At 37.8% G+C, this 20,556-nt stretch carries 17 protein-coding genes and 1 pseudogene; 15 read left to right on the plus strand and 3 right to left on the minus strand.

Annotation, left to right across the window (positions count from 1 at the left end):
- Positions 1-46: 46 nt before the first annotated feature.
- On the plus strand, positions 47-577 hold the full coding sequence (gene hpt / locus ACSBFT_RS11345) for a hypoxanthine phosphoribosyltransferase (protein WP_463045923.1): 531 nt from the start codon (positions 47-49) through the stop codon (positions 575-577).
- Here hpt and ACSBFT_RS11350 read toward each other — a convergent pair whose 3' ends face one another.
- Positions 578-1,558 (minus strand): ABC transporter ATP-binding protein, encoded by a 981-nt coding sequence (locus ACSBFT_RS11350; protein ID WP_489604708.1) that lies wholly within the window; start codon positions 1,556-1,558, stop codon positions 578-580.
- A 100-nt stretch (positions 1,559-1,658) separates the two neighbouring features.
- Here ACSBFT_RS11350 and ACSBFT_RS11355 point away from each other — a divergent pair, with 100 nt between their 5' ends.
- On the plus strand, positions 1,659-2,366 hold the full coding sequence (locus ACSBFT_RS11355) for an NUDIX hydrolase (protein WP_463045925.1): 708 nt from the start codon (positions 1,659-1,661) through the stop codon (positions 2,364-2,366).
- Positions 2,367-3,062: 696 nt separating this feature from the next.
- On the opposite strand, the gene ACSBFT_RS11360 is transcribed toward ACSBFT_RS11355, so the two are convergent.
- Positions 3,063-4,265 (minus strand): OmpA family protein, encoded by a 1,203-nt coding sequence (locus ACSBFT_RS11360; RefSeq protein ID WP_489604709.1) that lies wholly within the window; start codon positions 4,263-4,265, stop codon positions 3,063-3,065.
- 115 nt (positions 4,266-4,380) lie between these two features.
- Between ACSBFT_RS11360 and ACSBFT_RS11365 the strand changes: the two genes are divergently transcribed.
- The 11 genes and pseudogenes from ACSBFT_RS11365 to ACSBFT_RS11415 all read left to right on the plus strand — a co-directional run bounded on the left by ACSBFT_RS11365 (position 4,381) and on the right by ACSBFT_RS11415 (position 13,941).
- Positions 4,381-6,108 carry an IlvD/Edd family dehydratase gene (locus tag ACSBFT_RS11365; RefSeq protein WP_463045928.1) on the plus strand — a complete coding sequence of 576 codons (1,728 nt, stop codon included), beginning with the start codon at positions 4,381-4,383 and terminating at the stop codon, positions 6,106-6,108.
- An 89-nt stretch (positions 6,109-6,197) separates the two neighbouring features.
- A complete protein-coding gene (locus tag ACSBFT_RS11370) occupies positions 6,198-7,172 on the plus strand; it encodes a GSCFA domain-containing protein (protein WP_489604710.1) in 975 nt (324 codons plus the stop codon).
- Positions 7,173-7,258: 86 nt separating this feature from the next.
- Positions 7,259-8,350 (plus strand): Mrp/NBP35 family ATP-binding protein, encoded by a 1,092-nt coding sequence (locus tag ACSBFT_RS11375; RefSeq protein ID WP_463045930.1) that lies wholly within the window; start codon positions 7,259-7,261, stop codon positions 8,348-8,350.
- A 68-nt stretch (positions 8,351-8,418) separates the two neighbouring features.
- Positions 8,419-8,667: a NifU family protein gene (locus ACSBFT_RS11380; protein WP_463045931.1), complete on the plus strand. Its 249-nt coding sequence runs from the start codon at positions 8,419-8,421 to the stop codon at positions 8,665-8,667.
- A 99-nt stretch (positions 8,668-8,766) separates the two neighbouring features.
- Positions 8,767-9,211 (plus strand): annotated as a pseudogene (locus ACSBFT_RS11385) (D-alanine--D-alanine ligase); the annotation flags it as partial.
- Positions 9,212-9,243: 32 nt separating this feature from the next.
- A complete protein-coding gene (locus tag ACSBFT_RS11390) occupies positions 9,244-10,530 on the plus strand; it encodes a D-alanine--D-alanine ligase family protein (protein WP_489604833.1) in 1,287 nt (428 codons plus the stop codon).
- Position 10,531: 1 nt separating this feature from the next.
- On the plus strand, positions 10,532-11,161 hold the full coding sequence (locus ACSBFT_RS11395; protein ID WP_489604711.1) for a ribonuclease H1 domain-containing protein: 630 nt from the start codon (positions 10,532-10,534) through the stop codon (positions 11,159-11,161).
- Entirely contained in the window at positions 11,161-11,856 is a 696-nt protein-coding gene (locus ACSBFT_RS11400) for a tRNA1(Val) (adenine(37)-N6)-methyltransferase (protein ID WP_489604712.1), read from the plus strand. The genes ACSBFT_RS11395 and ACSBFT_RS11400 overlap by 1 nt, the downstream gene beginning before the upstream one ends.
- A 30-nt stretch (positions 11,857-11,886) precedes the next feature.
- On the plus strand, positions 11,887-12,846 hold the full coding sequence (locus ACSBFT_RS11405; protein ID WP_463045934.1) for a glycosyltransferase family 2 protein: 960 nt from the start codon (positions 11,887-11,889) through the stop codon (positions 12,844-12,846).
- The gene (locus ACSBFT_RS11410) at positions 12,818-13,390 is read left to right on the plus strand and encodes a hypothetical protein (protein WP_463045935.1); all 573 of its coding nucleotides are present in this window, start codon (positions 12,818-12,820) and stop codon (positions 13,388-13,390) included. Before ACSBFT_RS11405 ends, ACSBFT_RS11410 begins: the two co-directional genes overlap by 29 nt.
- A gap of 14 nt (positions 13,391-13,404) precedes the next feature.
- Positions 13,405-13,941 carry a hypothetical protein gene (locus tag ACSBFT_RS11415; protein WP_489604713.1) on the plus strand — a complete coding sequence of 179 codons (537 nt, stop codon included), beginning with the start codon at positions 13,405-13,407 and terminating at the stop codon, positions 13,939-13,941.
- Positions 13,942-13,986: 45 nt separating this feature from the next.
- Here the strand turns inward: ACSBFT_RS11415 and ACSBFT_RS11420 are convergent, their stop codons facing one another.
- Positions 13,987-15,252, minus strand: coding sequence for a replication-associated recombination protein A (locus ACSBFT_RS11420; protein ID WP_463045937.1), 1,266 nt, complete (start codon positions 15,250-15,252; stop codon positions 13,987-13,989).
- Positions 15,253-15,384: 132 nt separating this feature from the next.
- Between ACSBFT_RS11420 and ACSBFT_RS11425 the strand changes: the two genes are divergently transcribed.
- Together ACSBFT_RS11425 and ACSBFT_RS11430 are read left to right on the plus strand one after the other, a co-directional pair.
- The gene (locus ACSBFT_RS11425; RefSeq protein WP_489604714.1) at positions 15,385-17,046 is read left to right on the plus strand and encodes an AMP-binding protein; all 1,662 of its coding nucleotides are present in this window, start codon (positions 15,385-15,387) and stop codon (positions 17,044-17,046) included.
- A 115-nt stretch (positions 17,047-17,161) separates the two neighbouring features.
- Entirely contained in the window at positions 17,162-20,464 is a 3,303-nt protein-coding gene (locus ACSBFT_RS11430; RefSeq protein ID WP_489604715.1) for a ThuA domain-containing protein, read from the plus strand.
- Positions 20,465-20,556 lie beyond the last annotated feature (92 nt).

Raw genomic sequence — 20,556 nt, forward strand, 5'->3', positions numbered from 1 at the left:
ATAAGTATTTTTTTCCTTTCTTGGCTTCATATATCAATTCATACTAATGAGAACGATAAAAGACAGGCAGTTTGTACCTTTAATTCCAAAAGATGTTTTACAAAACAAAATCAAAGAATTAGCCAAGCGTTTAGAGCATGATTACGCCGACAAAAATCCGATTTTTGTGGGAGTTTTAAACGGGTCATTCATGTTTCTTTCTGAACTTTTCAAAGAAATTAAAATGCCCTGTCAGGTTAGCTTCGTAAAAGTTCAATCTTATGAAGAGATGAACTCTACTGGCCATGTGAAAGAACTTATTGGTTTGAGTGAAAACATTGAAGGCAGGCATGTCGTGATTGTTGAAGATATTATTGATACAGGGAAAACAATGACAGAAATTCTCCCTTCTTTTTACAAGCAAAATCCTGCATCTGTTACAATTTTAACACTTCTTCATAAGAAAGAGGCGACCCAATTTGACCTAAAAATTGACTATGTCGGTTTTGAAGTTGAAAACAAATTTGTCATTGGTTTCGGACTGGATTACGACGGCTTCGGAAGAAATATTGATGAAATAATGATATTGGCGGAGTAGTTAATTCACTTCGCCGTACTTAAGAATGTTAAATCGTATTAAGTCACCAATTTGAAAGTTCTGCATTGAAAAGGCTTTAAGAATCCTAGATTCTATGTCAATTATAATTTCTTTAAAAATACCGCGATCTATAACTGTTTTAACCCTCCCTTCAAACGCCCCCTCCGCAACAATTTCAATCGCCTCTGGCCTGACTAATACCCTTCTCTTTTTAGCGTCAATTTTAAATAATTGCGAAGCCTCGTCTTGGGAAAACAAAGTAAAATCTCCCGTGATAGATGCCTCATAAACTGACTTTGGCTTGTTATAAACCACTAATGGCTTCGTCTGCTGTGTAATTTTTCCTTTTTTTAGAATAGCCAATTCGTCAGCCGTTCCAAAAACGTCGGAAATGTCGTGAGTAACAAAAATACAAGCCATATCTTCTTCCGCTACGAGCTGCTTAACCTCTTCTTTTAGTGTACTCTTATTTCTATAATCCAAGTTACTAAAGGGTTCGTCTAGCAACAATAAAGAAGGCTCATCTGCCAGTGCTCTAGCGATGGCGGTTCGTTGCTGCTCGCCTTCAGAAGAATGTCTCGGCAGTTGATGCTCAGCTTTTTTTAGTCCGGTAACTTTTAGGAGCTTTTCTACCCTTTGATTTTTATACTCATCATTAAAAAATCGGAGTTCGTATTCTATATTTTCTCTTAAAGAAATATTAGGAAAGAGTGGATTATCTTGGCGAACTATTTTGATCTTAGGATGTCCCGCAATGAGTTTTTCTGATGGCGGTACTATCCTCTCTGCACCAATGCTAAGTGACCCTGAATCTGGTTCAAGTAAACCTGCAATTAATTTTAAAATAGTAGATTTCCCAGAACCGCTTTGGCCCAAAAGAGCCAAAATTCTATGCTTTTCTAAGGAAATAGATACATTCCTTACGATGGTTTTGTCTTCGATACTGAAATTTAGATTCCGTACCTCAAGTACTTTTGTCAAATGCTAACTTAAATAATTTCGGTAATAATAAGCAATTCCAATTTTGAAGTCTTAAGTTTAAAGCAAAATATTAAAAAAAAGACTGCCCTCCTCCTTTCATATGTTAGAACAATACAGCGAACAAACTAAATGTTTGGTAGCACTAGATTCCATAATTTTCGGTTTCGACGGCTCTAAACTCAAGTTGTTATTAGTAAAAAGAGGAATTGAAGACAGTAAAAACATATGGTCACTTATGGGAGGCTGGCTTAAACCTAACGAAGGTTTAGATAAAGCCGCTTCTAGAATTTTAGAGGATCTGACAGGATTAAAAAACATCTATCTAGAGCAAGTAAGCACTTTTGGTTTACCAGATAGAGACCCTGTAGAAAGAACGGTTTCGGTTACCTACTTTGCCCTCATAAATGTGGATGACTACGAACGCTTCGATTCTAAAGATCATCAGGCACAATGGTTTGATTTTGATGAACTGCCCGAATTACTTTTTGACCATGGTCTAATGGTAGAAAACGCTATTCAAAGACTAAGAAATAAGGCTGCATTTCATCCTTTAGGATTTGAATTACTTCCCGAGAAATTTACGTTGCCGCAGCTTTTGACTTTATATGAGGCTATATTTGATTCTGCTTTTGATAAAAGAAATTTCAGTAGAAAAATTCTATCCAGTGGATGGCTAACGAAGTTAGATGAGAAACAAAAAGGATTTTCTAAGAAAGGAGCCTTTTTATACAAATTGAATACACAGGCTTCTAGCAAAGCTGCGAGTTCAAACTTGTATTTCGTCCCTAATATAGATTCTTTACTTTAAACTTTTGATATTCTTAAGTTGTACTGGAATAGAAACTGTAGGCTCGTGACCGTGAAAAGATGTCTCTGGTACATTAATCTATAGTACATCCATAGCGAGGCATAACCGTACCTTAAAGCTCTTATCACCCCCATGCTTTACAAACATCCACTTGACAGCTATAACTTGCAATTTGGGTCAGTTATGTTATCGTGGTTGTGGCCTTGCTTCAGTATGTCATTTAGGTATTGGTGATTATAACAACCGCTGTGCTAACCAATCACTCTCCTGAATCAATATCCGTACTTATGACCGACTAACTTATCCTAATAGGTACCATAATCCACTTTACCTAGCGTTACCACCATTAAGGCATCATAAACCACACTCAGGCCTTATAGGCTGCCGGAAAAATATTCTATCCTAAAATGCAGATGAACTGCTCTATGGTCTTGAGAATCTGCCGCATCAATATATGCCATTTAATATTTAGCATATCGGTTAAGTGTCGATTCAAATATTGTCATTTTCATGGCAGCACGAAAGCAAAAAAAACATGCTACCAAATGAATTCGGAAAAAGCCAAGCTTGAAAATGCGGGATAAAACAAAAAAATGCCTGCTTGCAATACACAAACAGGCACTTTTAGAAATGCAAAATAACTTATAGTCTATTGATATTCGTCACCATTAAAGGCTCATTAATATCAATTCTCATCTATTTAGTGACGATTCGAAGCTTTAAAAAATCGAGCTTCTCGGCATCCGAAATCGCATCAATTTTGATTGGATTTATCCCCTTTTGTTGCAATAATTTCTTAAGATGAAAGGCTCTTTTTATTCCCGTTTGAGAATTTCCTTTCGAATCCCCACCCTTGATTTGAATTTGAAATCTAGGATTGCTTTTGAACAGATTTGCTAAACTATCTATAATAGGATTTGAGCTATCCAAAAAGTCCACAGAACCCTCTGCAAAACTAAATGATTCCACTTTGACTTCATTATTTTGAGGAAGCACACCACCGCCAACCAGCTCTTTAATGGCTAACCACCCTGGGTCTCCTACTATTACCGTATCAGCTGAATTGCTTAAGCTATCCGGACTAATTGCAAGCTCGTCATTTAACTCTATTACAGAAGACTCGTTTGGTACATCTGAACCAAATATTTCTTCTCGTGAGTCATACAGCAGATATCCTAACACACCTACTAAAATTAGCACTCCAATAATTAGAATCGTTTTTTTAGAAAAAAAGCTGTCCTCTTCATCATAACTAACCTCCTCATTATAAGAAGATTCGCTTATAACAATTCCTGCTTCTTCCAATGCTTCTTGCTGCTCTTTTTTCTTAGCAAAATGCATTTTCATATTTCTCAAATCATGCATGCCAAGAGCAGGTATCATCTTTTCCACCAAATTTTCTGGAGCTTTGGCAAATAGCGGGTCTCTATGCTCTTTCAGATAATTCATAAGGTCTTCTTTACTAGTACCTTCGTCTAACTTTTCAGCTAAAAAGCTAATCATCAAGGCATTAATAAAAGAAGCATATTTGGTTGTTTCTTGTTTGCTAGTTCCACTATGAGCAGTGACTAGATTAAGCAGCTGACTTTTGAAAGAAGGAAATATTTGACTCATATTCCTTTCTCCTACTTCAATAAAACCTGCTAAACTTTTAGTCGAGTCAAAACCCTTTTTGAGGTCAAAACCCGCCAAGTCCTTTTCATGTATTTTTTTAATTTGGTTTACCAACATGCTCGTGCTCATGTCGCTATTTGCTCGCCTAATAAGGCCAGCTAAAAGAGTATAGAAAATAGCATAAATTGCCCCTTTAGTATCGCCTAAATTTCTCTCCCCCAAATTTTTCAAGCTTTCTATCAATTCATCCGTTATGCTTTCATCAAATTTTTGGAACAATGTCATCTTCTCTGTGCTTTTTTGGTATTCAAATTCAAGTATTAGATTGCAAAAAAACAAAAAAAAGAGGTATTTGCAGTTAATTGGAATCAATAAATTCAACCCTAACAGATAATAATATATGCCTGTAGATAAAAAAAGCAAATTAAGAAGTCAAGAATGGTTCGGTAAAGAAGGCAAAGATGGTTTCATATATCGCAGTTGGATAAAAAATCAAGGGTACCCCGCACATCAGTTTAAAGGAAAACCTGTTATAGGCATTTGCAATACTTGGTCGGAGGCCACTCCTTGCAATGGTCATTTTAGAGAATTAGCTCAATTTGTCAAAAACGGGGTCTATGAAGCCGGCGGATTCCCACTAGAGTTCCCCGTAATGTCTTTGGGAGAAACCATTATGAGGCCAACGGCCATGCTTTACAGAAACTTAGCTTCCATGACTGTGGAAGAAAGTATCAGAGCAAACCCTTTTGATGCTGTGGTTCTTTTAACAGGTTGTGATAAGACCACCCCCTCTTTGGTTATGGGTGCAGCCAGTGTAGACATACCTTCCATAGTTCTTTCTGGAGGACCCATGCTTAATGGAAAATTTCGAGGCAAAGACTTAGGCTCTGGAACGGATGTGTGGAAATTTGACGCCGATGTTAAAGCTGGCAAAATGACCTTAGATGAAATGGAGGAAGCTGAAGCCTGTATGAGCAGAAGTATTGGGCACTGTAACACTATGGGAACGGCATCTACGATGGCCACTATGGTGGAAGCCTTAGGCTTAACTCTACCAGGTGTTTCTTCTATCCCTGCAGCCGACTCAAGAAAGAAAATGATGGCTCATATGACCGGTATTAGAGCTGTGGAAATGGTGAAAGAAGAATTGACTATTTCAAAAATTCTAACAAGACCTGCCTTTTTAAATGCTATTAAAGTAAACTCCGCAGTAGGTGGTTCCACCAATTTTGTGCTGCATTTATTGGCCATTGCCAAAAGAATGGAGGTTGAGCTTACGCTAGAAGATTTTGATATACACGGTTCTAAAATCCCATTTTTACTTAATCTTATGCCTTCTGGTAAGTATCTCATGGAAGATTACTATTACGCAGGCGGAATTCAAGTTATTCTAAAGGAACTTGAAAATCATTTAAGTGAGGAGGCCATTACTGTCAATGGTAAAACGCTTATAGAAAATTCTCAAAAAGCTAGAAACTGGAATACAGACGTGATCAGACCCATTACTGACCCAATCCTTAAAGAAGGCGGTATTACCGTGGTAAAAGGGAATTTATGTACGGAGGGAGCAGTTATAAAAGTATCTGCCGCCACACCATCTCTTTTAAAGCACAAAGGTAGGGCCGTAGTTTTTGAAACCATAGAAGATTACCATGCCAGAATAGACAACCCTGATTTAGATATTGACGAAACCTGTATCATGGTTTTGAAAAATGTTGGACCAAAAGGTTATCCTGGTATGCCAGAAGTTGGAAACATGACTCTTCCGAAGAAAATCATTCAAAAAGGAATCACCGATATGGTAAGAATATCTGATGGGAGAATGAGCGGCACAGCTTTTGGAACAGTTTTCCTTCATGCTTCTCCGGAATCAGCTTTAGGAAGCCCTTTAGCATTGGTTGAAAATGGCGACATTATAGAATGTGACGTGCATGCCAAAACCATTCACCTTCATGTTTCTGATGAGGAACTAGCTGAAAGAAAGAAGAAATGGGAGCCTATTGACTTAGGATTTAACAGAGGTTATATAAAATTATATATCGACACCGTAAATCAAGCCCATGAAGGTGCAGACATGGATTTCTTGATTGGAAAATCTGGTAGTATCGTAAACAGGGAATCTCATTAAGTTTGCGTTTATATATTTGGGTAAACAAAAGAAACTCGCTACTTTTAAGGGTATTAGCCTAGCCAAACCCTTAAAAGTACTTGTCTTACATGAATTTTCGCACCGAAATCGAACTTTCGGAATTCCCTTTCAAAATTGAGCGGAATTCCAAGATATTGACCATCGGGTCATGTTTTTCCGACAATATTGGAAATTATTTATCTGACAATAAAATAGATTGTTTACACAATCCCTACGGTGTTGTGTTTAATCCAGTTTCCATTTTCAGGCTGCTCACCCATAGTATTAATCAATATCCAGTAAGAACAAATTATTTCACTCAAAATGAGGGTCTTTGGTATCATTATGATTTCCATTCAAGGCTCTCTAATGAGAATAAAAGTGATTTGGAGAATGAGTTAAACATCTTACACCAAAAAGTAAGAAATTTTCTAAAAAAGGCTGACTATCTGTTTATTACGCTAGGGACAGCTTATGCTTATCGATTAAAACAGAACTCCTACATTGTTTCAAATTGTCATAAAAAAGAGTCTAGTCTTTTCCATAAGGAAATGCTTACCAATAAAGAAATTGGCATTAGATTCACTCAGTTTTATGAAAAAATAAAGCTCATTAACCCAAAAATAAAAATCATTTTTACGGTTAGTCCAGTTAGACATACCAAAGACACCTTACAAGGCAACAACCTCAGCAAAAGTATTTTAAGGCTAGCATCCCATTATTTTACACAAGACTTTAAGGATATCTATTATTTCCCTGCTTACGAAATTCTTCTAGACGACCTTAGGGATTATAGATATTATGCGGACGACATGATTCATGTCAACAGCACGGGTCAGCAGTATGTCATTGAACACTTTAGAAAAACCGCCTTTTCTCAAAAACTCAATGAATTTATCGACAACTGGAGTAAGGTTCAAAGTCAATTAAATCACAAGCCCTTTCACTCTGACTCAGAGGCACACCAAACCTTTTTGAAAAAGCTCATGATTCGCTTAGAAGAATTGAGTCATTCTGTCGATGTAGAACAAGAAATGGAAATAGTGAAGGCTCAGCTTATTTAATCTTACCACATTTTCTAATTTTGCAAAACTTTCCGCCCTACAAGTCTGTTGGGTAGTTAGGTCGTTTTCAAACAAAAAAAGTATTTGTGATTAACCAAGAAAGTGTTTTAGCTGCTCTTAGCAATGTCGAAGAACCGGATCTTAAAAAAGATCTAGTTACCCTCAATATGATTAAAGATGTTGAGGTTAATGGTTCCAATATAAAATTTACGGTTGTTTTAACTACTCCGGCTTGTCCTTTAAAAGAGGTTATTCGTCAGAGATGTATGGATGCCCTTCATAAAGATTTGGGCGAAGATATACAGGTAGAAATCACGATGACCGCAGAGGTTACATCCATAAGAAATAGTTCTCCGCAGCTGCCAGGTGTTAAAAACATTATCGCCATTTCTTCAGGAAAGGGAGGAGTAGGAAAATCTACTGTAACGGCTAATTTGGCTATTGCCCTTAAAAACTCGGGGGCTTCTGTTGGAATTATAGATGCCGACATTTTTGGACCTTCTATCCCTCTGATGTTTGGGGCAGAAGATATTCAGCCACTTATTTCTCAAAAAGATGGCAAAAACATGATTCACCCTGTGAATCAGTATGGCATTAAGATGATCTCTATTGGCTTTTTAACCCCTAAAGATAACGCTGTAGTTTGGCGTGGCCCAATGGCAAGTCAAGCTCTAAGACAATTTTTGGGAGATGTAGACTGGGGTGATTTAGATTATTTGTTGATTGACCTTCCTCCAGGAACCAGCGATATACACTTATCTTTGGTACAAACGGTGCCTGTCACTGGAGCGGTAGTGGTTACCACTCCCCAGAAAGTTGCTTTGGCAGATGCCACCAAAGGTTTGGCTATGTTTCAGCAGCCACAAATCAATGTGCCTATTTTAGGTGTAATTGAAAACATGGCCTACTTTACACCACTAGAGTTGCCAGATAATAAGTATTACATTTTTGGACAAGATGGTGGAAAAAATCTTGCAGAGAAGTTTGGTGTACCTTTATTAGGAAAAATACCTATTGTTCAAGGTATTAGAGAAGGAGGAGATGAAGGAAGACCCGTAATGATGGATGAAAATAATCCAGGAGCTGCCGCTTTTAAAGAAGCAGCAGAAGCACTGGCTCAGCAGTTGGCTATTAGAAATGCTTCTAAGCCCGCTACAGAAAGAGTTCAGATGGCGTAAAGTGTGGAATGTAGATTAGGATATTCTTCACTTGTGAAGTATTTTTGTACAAATAATAGTTTCAGAAAATGAGTTCTTTAAAAGAGCGTGTAGAGAAGGCTTTAGATTCTGTTAGACCTTATTTAGAGGCTGATGGCGGGAATGTAAATGTCGTAGAAATTACCGAAGATGGCACTGTAAAACTAGAGCTTCTAGGAGCTTGTGGTACTTGTCCTATGTCTACCATGACATTTAAGGCAGGTCTTGAGGAAGCCATTTTAAAATCGGTGCCAGAAATAAAAAAAGTAGTTGCCCTTAACCTCACTCCAGCAGGATAAGAAATTATAAAGCATTTTATTTAAGCTACTTGCCGAGGTAAGTAGCTTTTTTATTTAAATTGCATAACAAACGTGTATCCTTTATAAACTTTACGTCCAATGACTACTAAACTAAAAGTTGGCATTTTTTTCGGAGGGCCTTCCAGAGAAAGAGAAATTTCATTTAAAGGTGGTAGAACAGCCTTTCAGCACCTTGACAAAAGTCATTATGAGCCTATCCTCATTTTTGTTGACAGCATTGGAAATTTCATTGAAATAAACCCAGAATATATTTATTCAGATGCCATTAAAGATTTTTATCCTTCAAAAAATCTTAATCACGGCTTCAGAGTATATATTGAGTCTCTGGGTGATTTAAATGAAACCCAACTTTACAAACTAATTTATAAAATAGGGAAGCAAATTAAAGTGGAGAAACTCTCCGAAAAAATAGACATAGCTTTCCCTGTCATGCACGGCCCTTATGCAGAAGACGGAAACATACAAGGTTTGTTTGAGTGGTATGGTATCCCTTATGTTGGCCCAAGTATTTTGGGTTCTGCCATAGGTATCAATAAGCCCTATCAAAATGCACTATTGTCCAAATCAAATGGGCAGCAAAAGAAAACCAGAGTTATTAGCAAAAAAGAGTGGGATACTACAGACCGTTCTGCCTTATTTAGTGAGCTTACTAAAACATTAGGCTTCCCTTTAGTGATTAAAGCTCCTCACCAAGGTTCATCTATTGGCGTAGGTATTGTGAAGAAGAGAAGCATGGAAGACTTCTCAAAAAAAATGAACCAATGCTTTTTTGATACCATCATAGCTCAGAAAGATTGGATAAAATTAAGTACCAGACAGAAAAAGAATATTTTAGAGAAAATGCTTAATCTGGGAGAAGGAATAGGATTCCCAGTCATTATTAATGGGGAAGAGAAAGCACATCCATCAGATTTAATGAAAGCATTAAACGAGTTTCTTAAAGACAATGAAGAGGTCATTCTTAGTTCTTCCAATTCGGAGGATTATGTTTTAATAGAAGAGTTTATAGTGGGGAAAGAATTTTCTATGGGCATCATCCAAGATGAGGATTTCAACACTTTTGCTCTTCCTCCTACAGAAATCTATGGAGATATTGAAAGCTTCGACTTTAAGTCGAAATATCAATCTTCTGTTACCAAAAAGCGAATTCCGATTGACACCCATTTTGAGAATCTTCATAAAATAGAAACACAAGGTATAAAGGCCTTTGAAGACTTGGCCCAAAATGTGGTTTGTAGAATAGATGGATTCTTAACTGAAGACGATAAGGTCATTTTCCATGATCCAAACACGCTTCCAGGAATGTCTCCGAGTAGCCTTATATTCAAACAAATGGCAGAAATAGGTATCAATATTAGCCAATCCATAAATTACCTCATTCGGCAGTCCATTGTTCAAAGAATAAGAGAAGGAAAAAGAACACATAAATACAGAAACTTACTCGCAGAAATTGACAAGAGTATGGCTACCGCCAAAACCTTGAGCAAGAAGAAAATTGCGATAGTTTTCGGAGAAAATGAAGACGAATACATTTCTGCTCAGCAAAAATATAATGAACTAGGAGCTTCTGAGGAAATGGAACCTACCTGTATTTGCTCAGCAAAAAACGGCAATTACTATTTAATACCTATCACTTTGATGTTTAAAGCTAACATTGAGGAGTTTGGACAGGCTATTGGTGCTCCTAAACATCCATTTGTTCAGTCGCTTATTGATAAAACAGAAGGCATTAGAAAACTATACGCAGGCAATGTAAACTTCACAGTTAAGAAGATTAACGAGGCGGAATTGCAGTCATCATTTGACCAAATATTTTCAACAGCAAGCGAAGAAGTGGCCTAAAATGGCAAAAAAGAAAAAATTCTATGTAGTTTGGGAAGGAAGGCAAGCCGGAATCTTTTCTTCATGGGATGCCTGTAAAAAACAAATAGATGGCTTTACCGGAGCTAAATACAAATCCTTTGAATCTGAAAAGGAAGCTCAAGACGCATTTTCTAAAAACTATTACCAAGTAGTATCTAAAGGAGGAGGCTCAAAAAAGGCTGCTATTAACCCCAATGCCGCACCTCCAATTAAGGAAAGTATCGTGGTTGACGCTGCATGGAATACCAGAAGTGGCGACATGGAGTACCAGGGCTTTGATTTCAGAAATGGTAAACTACTTTTCAAAAAAGGACCGTATAGCGACGGCACCAATAATATTGGCGAATTTCTCGCAATAGTTCATGCTTTGGCTTTACTAAAAAAGCATGACATCAACATGCCTATTTACTCAGATTCTAGAACGGCCATGGCTTGGGTAAAAAAGAAAAAGGCCAATACCAAAATAGAGTGGACCAAAAATAACGCAGAACTTAAAGAACTTACCATCAGGGCAGAAGAATGGCTTCAAGCCAATACTTACGCAAACCCAATCTTAAAATGGGAAACCAAAAGCTGGGGTGAAAACCCCGCCGACTTTGGAAGAAAGTAATGTTTAAATTTAAACAGTTTACGGTAGAGCAAGACAAATGTGGCATGAAGGTATGCATAGATAGCTGCATTTTAGGAGCCAGTGTCATGCTTAAAGAAGAGAAAACAGCCTTGGATATTGGCACAGGTACCGGCCTTTTGAGTCTCATGCTAGCTCAAAAATCTCCTTTACTAAAGATTGATGCTGTAGAAATCGACGAAAGTGCCTATTTACAAGCAAAGGAAAATTTCGTCAATAGTCCATTTGATTCTAGAATAACTATTTATCACTCCGATATAAAAGAGTTTGAAAGTGGCATGTATGACCTCATCATTGTCAATCCGCCATTCTATAAAAATGGACTCAACTCTCCTGATTCCCAAAAAAACCTGGCAAAACATCAACAAACATTACTTTTAGAAGATTTAGCTTTGGAAATTTCTAAGAGACTAAAGCCAGAAGGTAAAGTCCTAGTGTTATTACCTTCTCTAGAGATGAGACAAATGGAAAGCTTCATGCTGGCTCAGGATTTAAAGCCTTCTAAAAAGCTACATATCAGACATCAGAAGGGACAAAAGGTCTTCCGGGAAGTAGTAACTTTTTCCTTTAAAACCGCCACTTTAGATCTGGCAGAAATCCATATTAAAGATGACAATAATGTTACCTATTCAAATGATTTTCAAGCGTTGATGAAAGATTACTACATTATTTTTTAAATTTGTTTACCAAATAAATGCTTTCCTGACATGTCAAACCCACAAATCAGCGTGCTGATTCCACTTTTAAATGAAGAGGAGTCTCTACCTGAACTTCATGATTGGATAGACCGAACGCTCCAAAACGCTGGTCTTTCTTATGAAATTTACTTCATTGACGATGGGAGTACCGATGACTCTTGGCGGGTTATTCAAGAGCTTAATAGTAGAAATGATAAAGTACATGGTATAAAATTTACCAGAAACTATGGCAAAACCGCCGCTTTAGACACGGGTTTTAAAGCTGTTTCGGGTGATGTTATCATCACCATGGATGCAGATTTGCAGGATAATCCTGAAGAAATACCTGAGCTCTATAAGAAAATTACGGAAGAGAAATACGACCTGGTGTCTGGCTGGAAAAAGAAACGCCATGACCCTATTCTTTCTAAAAATTTACCCAGTAAAATATTTAACTGGGCGGCCAGAAGAATCTCTGGTGTAAAGCTGAACGATTTCAACTGTGGACTAAAAGCTTATGACCGCAGAGTGGTTAAAAACATCAAAATCTATGGTGAAATGCACCGTTATATTCCTGTCATAGCCAAATGGAACGGTTTCGGAAAAATAGGAGAGCAAGTAGTTAAACATCAAGCAAGAAAATATGGCACCACCAAATTTGGCATTGATAGGTTTATTAATGGATTTTTAGATCTCATTAGCATTACTTTTGTCAATAAATTTGGTCGCAGACCCATGCACTTTTTTGGGGCGTTTGGTGTGTTTGGCTTTCTTTTAGGTTCTATTATTACGTTTTCCTTAATCTTTGAAAAACTCTATTATCTGTGGAAGGGACTTCCTTACAGAAACGTAACAGATAATCCCCTATTCTTTCTAGCCTTAGTGGCTATTATCATTGGTACGCAGTTCTTTCTAGCTGGTTTTCTTGGTGAACTATTTGTGAAACAAAACATCAACAAGAATGAGTACATCATTGAAGAAAAAATATAATAGACCTTTTCTATTTGGATTTTCCTTCGCGATGGCTTTGATGGCATTAGGCTCTTGCCAAGTAAAAGATCCCGAAATCCCTGAAGATTTATATGGCCGATGGAGGATAGAGAAAATTGACGCCTACCTAAAAGAGTCCTCCGCTCCCGCCCTTGCCAAAACACAAGATTACGCCGGAAAAGAACTCTACTTTGAATTTCTAAAGGATGGAAGGTTTGCGACAAATACCGATTTAGGCTTGAACATTATCCTCTTAGAAAGTGCTAATCCTATTTTGGGTAACTTTGACTTCTCTGAATCCGGAAATAAGGATATGATTAAACTTACATTTGATGACCGACAATATGATGCAACCGTCGAATTAAACTTTGAGGTGATTAATATCTCAACGGATAGCCCTTCGTTCCTGATGGATACGGTAAACTATGTTACCAGTTTAAGAAACTCTGGAAATAACATGAACGACATATTCAGAAGCAACCTTTATGATTTTAGTTACAGAATAAACGAGGCACGATTTTCGTGGACTTTTACAAAAATTTAAAATTATCTAACAGCATGAATAAAGTATTGAAACAGTTGGGTTTGCTTTTTATGGCATCTCTACTTTTTATCTCCTGTAGCAAAGACGATTCTGAAGAAGTAAAACCTGCAGAAATAAGCGGAAAATGGAATATTTCTAGTGCAGAATCTAATTTTGAAACCAAATCAAACGAAAACACAAATAGCACTTTTGATTTTAGTAAGGATAATCTATTCATAGAATTCAATGCAGACGGAACATACGCATCAAATGCGGAATTTGGAATTGGTGAGCTTGGTTTAAACCCTAAAGGAACAGTGTCTAATACCTATGTTTACAACAACGGAAGGTTAGAATTAAAACTTCTAGAGTCTTCTTTAAAAAAGGAAGTAATCCTATATTTCCGTACAGAGGATAGCTCAAATAGTCTAATTCTTAATTCAGATATAAACGACCTTTTGGATGCTTATAATGATCAGTCAGGTTCATTTGACCTCATTACAGGTTTGATCATTGATGCGACGATTAAAAACTATGCAAGACTTGATTTCAAAGTAACGCTTACGAAATAAGAACATTTCCTAAAATAGACTAAAAAGCCCCTTCTATGGGCTTTTTTAGTATCCATACCACTTGTCCCACCATTTTTGAAGGTTACGTCTGATATCATTTTCTCGTGGGTTATTACCTGGTTCATAGAGTTTTTGACCTTTAAGGTCATCCGGCATAAAATTCTGTTGAGCAAAACTCCCTTCATAATTGTGAGAATATTTATAAGATTTCCCATAACCAATTTCTTTCATTAGCTTGGTAGGTGCATTTCTGAGGTCAATAGGCACAGGCAAGTGTGAGGTTCGTTCTGCCAACGCCATAGCCGCATCTATAGCCATATAGGAAGCATTAGACTTGGCAGATGTAGCCAGATAAACCACTGTTTGAGAAAGGATAATTCTGCCCTCTGGGTAACCGATTTTCTTCACTGCATCCATACAGGTATTGGCCATAATAACCGCTGTAGGATTAGCATTGCCAATATCCTCCGAAGCTAAAATGAGCATTCTTCTGGCAATAAAGTTGGGGTCTTCCCCTGCTACCAGCATCCTTGCCAACCAGTATAAAGCAGCATTTGGGTCAGAACCTCGCATAGATTTAATGAAAGCCGAAATAATGTCGTAATGCTGCTCGCCAGATTTATCATATCGAGCCATGTTTTTCTGGACGACCTCCTCAACCAAAACATCATTGATAAGCACTTCCGTGTTCCCAAACTGAGAATTGACTACCATTTCTAGCAAATTCAGTAGCTTTCTACCATCGCCTCCAGAAATCCTAAAAAGTGAGTCCGTAGTCTCTACTTTGATATTTTTCTCCCTTAAATGAGCATCTTCTTTAAGAGCCCTTTCCAATATAGCGTTCAGTTCCTTTTGACCAAAGGCTTCTAAAACATATACCTGACACCTCGAAAGTAAGGCTGAATTTACTTCAAAAGAAGGATTCTCTGTCGTGGCTCCTATCAGTGTTACTTTTCCCTTTTCTACGGCACCTAAAAGCGTGTCTTGCTGAGACTTATTAAATCTATGAATCTCGTCAATAAACAAAATGGGTGGAAACAAGCCGGAAGGCTTTTTGAGAATCTCACGTAAATCTTTTACACCAGAACTAATGGCAGAAAGTGAATAAAACTGTCTTTTAGTAAGTTCTGCCAACATTAAAGAAAGTGTAGTTTTACCCACACCAGGAGGGCCCCATAAAATCATAGAAGGCACTAAATTAGCCTCTAAAGATTTCCTTAAGGGTTTTCCTTTTCCGAGAATGTGTTCCTGACCTATATATTCGTCAAGGTTTTTGGGGCGAAGCCTCTCGGCCAATGGCATGTTCTGCATCCTGTAAAATTGGTGGCTTTATTTTCAAAATGAAAACAGCAGGCTTCCAATTTTCAAAAATGCTAGAAAAATAGGCAAACTGCCTTCTTCAAATATTCCTTATATTTAGTCTATCAATACCTATTTACCGCTATGGAAATCTCAAATAAAAAGACCTTTCTAGATTATTTATACCACTGGGAAAAAGAAAAACCCAATGAAATTTACCTTAGGCAACCCACTGGCGACACCTACAGAGATATCACATGGGCTCAGGCTGCCGATCAAGTGAGAAGGATGGCCAACTTCTTAAAAGCTCAAAAGCTACCCCCTAAAAGTAATATAGGTTTAGTTTCTAAAAACTGTGCAGAATGGATTTTGGCCGATTTGGCCATTATGATGTCAGATAACATTTCTGTTCCGTTTTACCCAACGCTTCTTGGAGACCAGATAAACCAAGTTTTAGTCCATAGCGAATGTAAACTTCTATTTGTCGGAAAACTGGATCGCTGGCCAGAAATGAAACTTGGTATTCCTGATGAGCTTACTTGTGTCTCTTTCCCCGGATACAATCCAGATATAGAACATCTACAGTGGAATCAAATTCTGAAAGAAAATGACAGACTAGAAGTTAATTTCTATCCTGATTTAGCTTCCATTTTTACCATTATTTATACTTCAGGCACAACGGGCAATCCAAAAGGCGTCATGTTGAAATATAAAGCGATGGCCGAAGGCATTTATAATACCCGTCATTTGACCCATTTGAACTATAAAAACATCCGCTTCTTTTCTTATTTACCTCTTTCTCATATTGCCGAAAGAAATGTGGTAGAGGCTGGAGGGCTCTACTCTGGAGGTACAGTATATTTTGCAGAGAATCTCGACACTTTTGCGGAAAATTTAAGAAATGCATCTCCTACACATTTTTTGGCGGTGCCTAGAATTTGGACCAAATTTCAGTTGGGCATATTGGCTAAAATGCCTCAAAAGAGACTCAATTTGTTGCTCAACATTCCGGTCATTAAGGATTTGGTCAAAAGGAAAATCAAGAAAGGTTTGGGCTTATCGGAAGCCATATTTGTATTAACGGGGGCCGCACCAATGCCCATATCCCTTATAAAATGGTTTCGAAGAGTGGACATTCATATTCAAGAGGTATATGGTATGACAGAGAATTTAGGTGCCGTAAGTATGATGCCTCTTGACCATATGAAAGACGGAACCGTAGGTAAAGTATTTCCGGGTATGGAAGTAAAAATAGACCCAGAAAACGGAGAAATATTAACGCGTTCTGCTTGGATTATGAACGCATACTATAAAGAACCTGAAATTACCGCCAAAACTATAGACCCAGAAGGCTGGATTCATACAGGAGATGTGGGAGAATTGGATCAAGACAACTTTCTAAAAATAACAGGGAGAGTCAAAGAAATGTACAAAACCTCCAAAGGGGAATATGTGGCTCCTGCTCAAATAGAATTTGGCTTTGCAGATAATGAACTCATCGAGCAGGTGTGTGTGGTAGGTCAACTCCTGCCTCAACCTATCGCTTTAGTTATTTTATCAGAAATGGGTTTAAAGGCTAACAAAAAGTCTGTTAACGAGGTACTGGCTCAAAACTTGGAAGAGCTAAATCCCAAACTAAAATCATACGAAAAGATTAAACGGATAGTTGTTTTGAAAGAGCCTTGGGATGAAGCAAACAACTGTCTTACACCGACCTTTAAAATCAAAAGAATAAGTATAGAGAAAAAATTCGAATCCCGATTTCAAGAATGGTACGATCAAAAAGAGACCGTGGTATGGGAATAAAGTGTCGTAAACACACATATCCCGTCTCATTCCTTATTTTTGTGTTATTATTTCGACAACCATTACCTATGATCTTAAAATGAGAAAAATATTTTTGTCATCGTTATGTTTCTTCATGACGATTTCGCTCAGTTTTGCACAAAATCCCAAAGTGCTTGTTTTTTCAAAAACCGCTGGATATAGGCACAGTTCTATTGAACCTGCTCAAGCTTTTTTCAAAAAAATCAGTACCGCCGAAAAACTTGACTTTACCTTTTCAGAAAATGCAGTAGATATTAACGAGGGAAATCTAAAAAACTTCAATGCTGTGGTTTTCTTAAATACCACTGGAAATATTTTAGACGACAGACAGCAAGCTGATTTTGAAAGATATATTCAGGCTGGTGGTGGTTTTATGGGAATTCATGCTGCCGCAGATACAGAATACGAGTGGCCTTGGTATAATAAACTTGTAGGCGGCTGGTTTATGTCTCATCCGGGTGGTGAGGTTTCCAATGTACAGAATGGTGAAATGACTGTTACTGATAACACTCACCCAGCTACAAAACATCTTCCAAGTAAGTTTTCTAGAAAAGACGAATTTTACGACTTCCGTTCTTTTCAAAAAGATATTTTAAACGTTTTAGTGACCGTAGACGAAGATTCTTACAAGCAAGGAAAAATGGGTGATTTTCACCCGATGGCTTGGTATCATGAATATGATGGAGGAAAGGCCTTTTATACCAATTTCGGCCATGTGCATTCTACATTTGAAACAGAGGAGCCCATGCAAAAGCATATGATTGAAGGTCTTAAATCTGTATTGGCAGAAAAACTAGATTACGCTAAAGCATATAGAGAAAGAGCTCCTGAAGAAAATAGATTTGTTAAAACAATATTAGCTAGTAATCTTAATGAGCCTACAGAATTAGCCGCCATGCCTAATGGTAAAATCTTACTGGTAGAGCGAAGAGGTGACGTAAAAGTTTGGATTCCGGAGAAAGAGGAATTTAAAACGGCTAATAGTTTAGATGTATTTAGTACTTATGAGTACGGTTTAATGGGTGTGGGTTTAGATCCTAATTTTAATAGAAACAACTGGGTTTATATCTATTACACCCCGAACACAGACGCTCATAATGAGCAATTTCTTTCTAGATTTACTTATGACCAAAAGAAAGACGAACTGGACCTAAGCTCTGAAAAGGTCATGCTAAAGATAAAAATAAAAGGTAACGAATGCTGCCATACTGGAGGCTCTATTGATTGGGACTCAAAAGGCAACCTTTATCTTTCTACCGGTGACGACACTAATCCATTTGCTTCTGACGGCTTTGGTCCTATTGATTTTAGAGATGGAAGAGAAGGCTGGGACGCTCTTAGCACTTCTGGCAACACCAATGACCTTAGAGGTAAAATCTTAAGAATAAAGCCCACGAAAGAGGGTTCATACACTATTCCACAAGGAAACCTATATCCAAAAGGTATCCCGAATGCCCGACCAGAAATATTTGTGATGGGCTGTAGAAACCCATACAGAATATCTGTAGACAAAAAAACCGACCGTTTATACTGGGGAGATGTTGGGCCTGATGCTGGCAAAACAATAGAAGGCAGAGGTTCAGAAGGTTTAGTGGAGTTCAATCAAACTACGGAGCCTGGCTTTTTTGGCTGGCCTATCATCGTTGGAAACAACAGACCTTACAATAAATATAATTTCGAGACTAAAGTTTCTGGAGAACCTTATGATGTTTTAAATCCGATAAACGACTCTCCTCATAATACTGGTCTTAAAAACTTACCTCCAGCCAGAGAGCCATTCATGTATTATGGTTATGGTGCTTCTGAAGATTATCCACTTTTTGGTAAAGGAGGATGTAATCCAATGGCTGGACCTGTTTTTCATTCGGAAGACGCTGCGGTAGGAGAAAATACTTTCCCTACTTATTTTGATAACAAGCTCTTCCTTTATGAGTGGATTAGAGATTGGATAATGGTGGTCACTTTAGATAAAAATGGTAATTATCAAAGCATGGAGCCCTTTATGCCAAATACCAAATTTTATCACCCGATGGATATGACATTTAGCAAAGACGGCGTGATGTATCTGCTAGAATATGGTCCTAAATGGTCTGCTCAAAACGAAGAGGCTTCGCTAACAAGAATAGACTTTAATGCCCATAACAGACCTCCTCTTGCTGTTGCATCTGTAGACAAGCCCGTGGGTAAGGCTCCTTTAAAGGCCAATTTCAGTTCTGAAGGCACTATAGATTACGATGGTGACGACTTAACATATGCATGGGACTTTAATGGTGGTGCAGAAAACAGCACGGCTAAAAACCCTTCTGTTACTTTCAAAAAGCCTGGTGAATATCTTGTAACACTCTCTGTCTCTGATACGGAGGGAAAAACGGGTAAGAAAACCTTAATTGTAAAAGTAGGAAACGAGATACCTGATATCGCTATAAACGTGACCGGAAATCAGAGTTTCTATTTTGGGGATGATAAAATCAACTACAAGGTCAATGTTAAGGACGCTGAAGATGGCACTATAGGAAAAGGCATTAAAAGCGAAGACGTGGTGGTGAGTATAGACTATCTAGAAGGATATGATAAAAATGCTGTGGCTCAGGGGCATCAGAGAAGTGTAGCCAATGCTAGTGGAAGAAGGTTGATAGCAGATGCCGATTGTTTCGCTTGTCATACGGTAGACCAAAAGTCTATTGGGCCGAACTATAAAAGTATAGCTACAAAATACCCTTTAAATAATACCAATGTAGGTAAGCTTACTGCTAAAATAATTTCTGGAGGTGGTGGTGTATGGGGAGAAACTGCTATGGCTCCGCACCCAGATTTATCCAAAGCAGATGCAGAATCTATGGTGAGATACATTCTTTCTATAAACGACAAAAAAGCGTCTCTATCTTCTACGGGTTCATATATTGCGAAAGCTCATGAAGGTAAGAAAGACGGTGCTTACGTGATTCAGGCAACTTATCTTGACAAAGGTGGTAAAGTGGTAGGCCCACAGAGTGGCTCTTCATCTTTAGCTTTAAGAAGTCCAAACTTGCCTGCAACAGCCTATGATGATAAAAATAACGTCATTGAATTTGATGTACCTCAAGTGGGTAAATTAGTGGTCGCTATGGCAGGTTCATGGGTAAAATATGAAAACCTCGATTTGACGGGCATTACTGCCGTAAACTTGGGGGCTTTCGGCCAAAAAGGACAGACCGTCGGTGGAACTGCGGAATTCAGAATTGGAGGTATAGATGGAAAATTGATTGGAACTACTACTGTTCCGGAGGTAAGTAATACACCGATCAAAGTAAAACTTTCAGCTACCAAAGGTCTAAATGATCTTTATCTCGTTTTTAAAAATTCAGCTGCCGAAGGTAAACCGCTTTTTGGCGTAAAATCATTGGATTTCAGTAAGTAATTTTCAAGCGTTTATTCATCCAAATGCCCGTCCAAATAACTTTGGACAGGCATTCCTTTATCTTTATTTATAACCAGTATAAATACACCAAT

The sequence above is a fragment of the Arcticibacterium sp. SM2516 genome (genome assembly GCF_057914865.1).

Excerpts from the sequence above, each read along its gene's own strand:
- ACSBFT_RS11360 (WP_489604709.1), bottom strand. The coding sequence starts at position 4,265 with ATGACATTGTTCCAAAAATTTGATGAAAGCATAACGGATGAATTGATA.
- ACSBFT_RS11400 (WP_489604712.1), top strand. The coding sequence starts at position 11,161 with ATGTTTAAATTTAAACAGTTTACGGTAGAGCAAGACAAATGTGGCATG.
- ACSBFT_RS11425 (WP_489604714.1), top strand. The coding sequence starts at position 15,385 with ATGGAAATCTCAAATAAAAAGACCTTTCTAGATTATTTATACCACTGG.
- ACSBFT_RS11405 (WP_463045934.1), top strand. The coding sequence starts at position 11,887 with ATGTCAAACCCACAAATCAGCGTGCTGATTCCACTTTTAAATGAAGAG.
- ACSBFT_RS11380 (WP_463045931.1), top strand. The coding sequence starts at position 8,419 with ATGAGTTCTTTAAAAGAGCGTGTAGAGAAGGCTTTAGATTCTGTTAGA.
- hpt (WP_463045923.1), top strand. The coding sequence starts at position 47 with ATGAGAACGATAAAAGACAGGCAGTTTGTACCTTTAATTCCAAAAGAT.
- ACSBFT_RS11420 (WP_463045937.1), bottom strand. The coding sequence starts at position 15,252 with ATGCAGAACATGCCATTGGCCGAGAGGCTTCGCCCCAAAAACCTTGAC.
- ACSBFT_RS11415 (WP_489604713.1), top strand. The coding sequence starts at position 13,405 with ATGAATAAAGTATTGAAACAGTTGGGTTTGCTTTTTATGGCATCTCTA.
- ACSBFT_RS11395 (WP_489604711.1), top strand. The coding sequence starts at position 10,532 with ATGGCAAAAAAGAAAAAATTCTATGTAGTTTGGGAAGGAAGGCAAGCC.
- ACSBFT_RS11430 (WP_489604715.1), top strand. The coding sequence starts at position 17,162 with ATGACGATTTCGCTCAGTTTTGCACAAAATCCCAAAGTGCTTGTTTTT.
- ACSBFT_RS11410 (WP_463045935.1), top strand. The coding sequence starts at position 12,818 with ATGAGTACATCATTGAAGAAAAAATATAATAGACCTTTTCTATTTGGA.
- ACSBFT_RS11365 (WP_463045928.1), top strand. The coding sequence starts at position 4,381 with ATGCCTGTAGATAAAAAAAGCAAATTAAGAAGTCAAGAATGGTTCGGT.
- ACSBFT_RS11370 (WP_489604710.1), top strand. The coding sequence starts at position 6,198 with ATGAATTTTCGCACCGAAATCGAACTTTCGGAATTCCCTTTCAAAATT.
- ACSBFT_RS11355 (WP_463045925.1), top strand. The coding sequence starts at position 1,659 with ATGTTAGAACAATACAGCGAACAAACTAAATGTTTGGTAGCACTAGAT.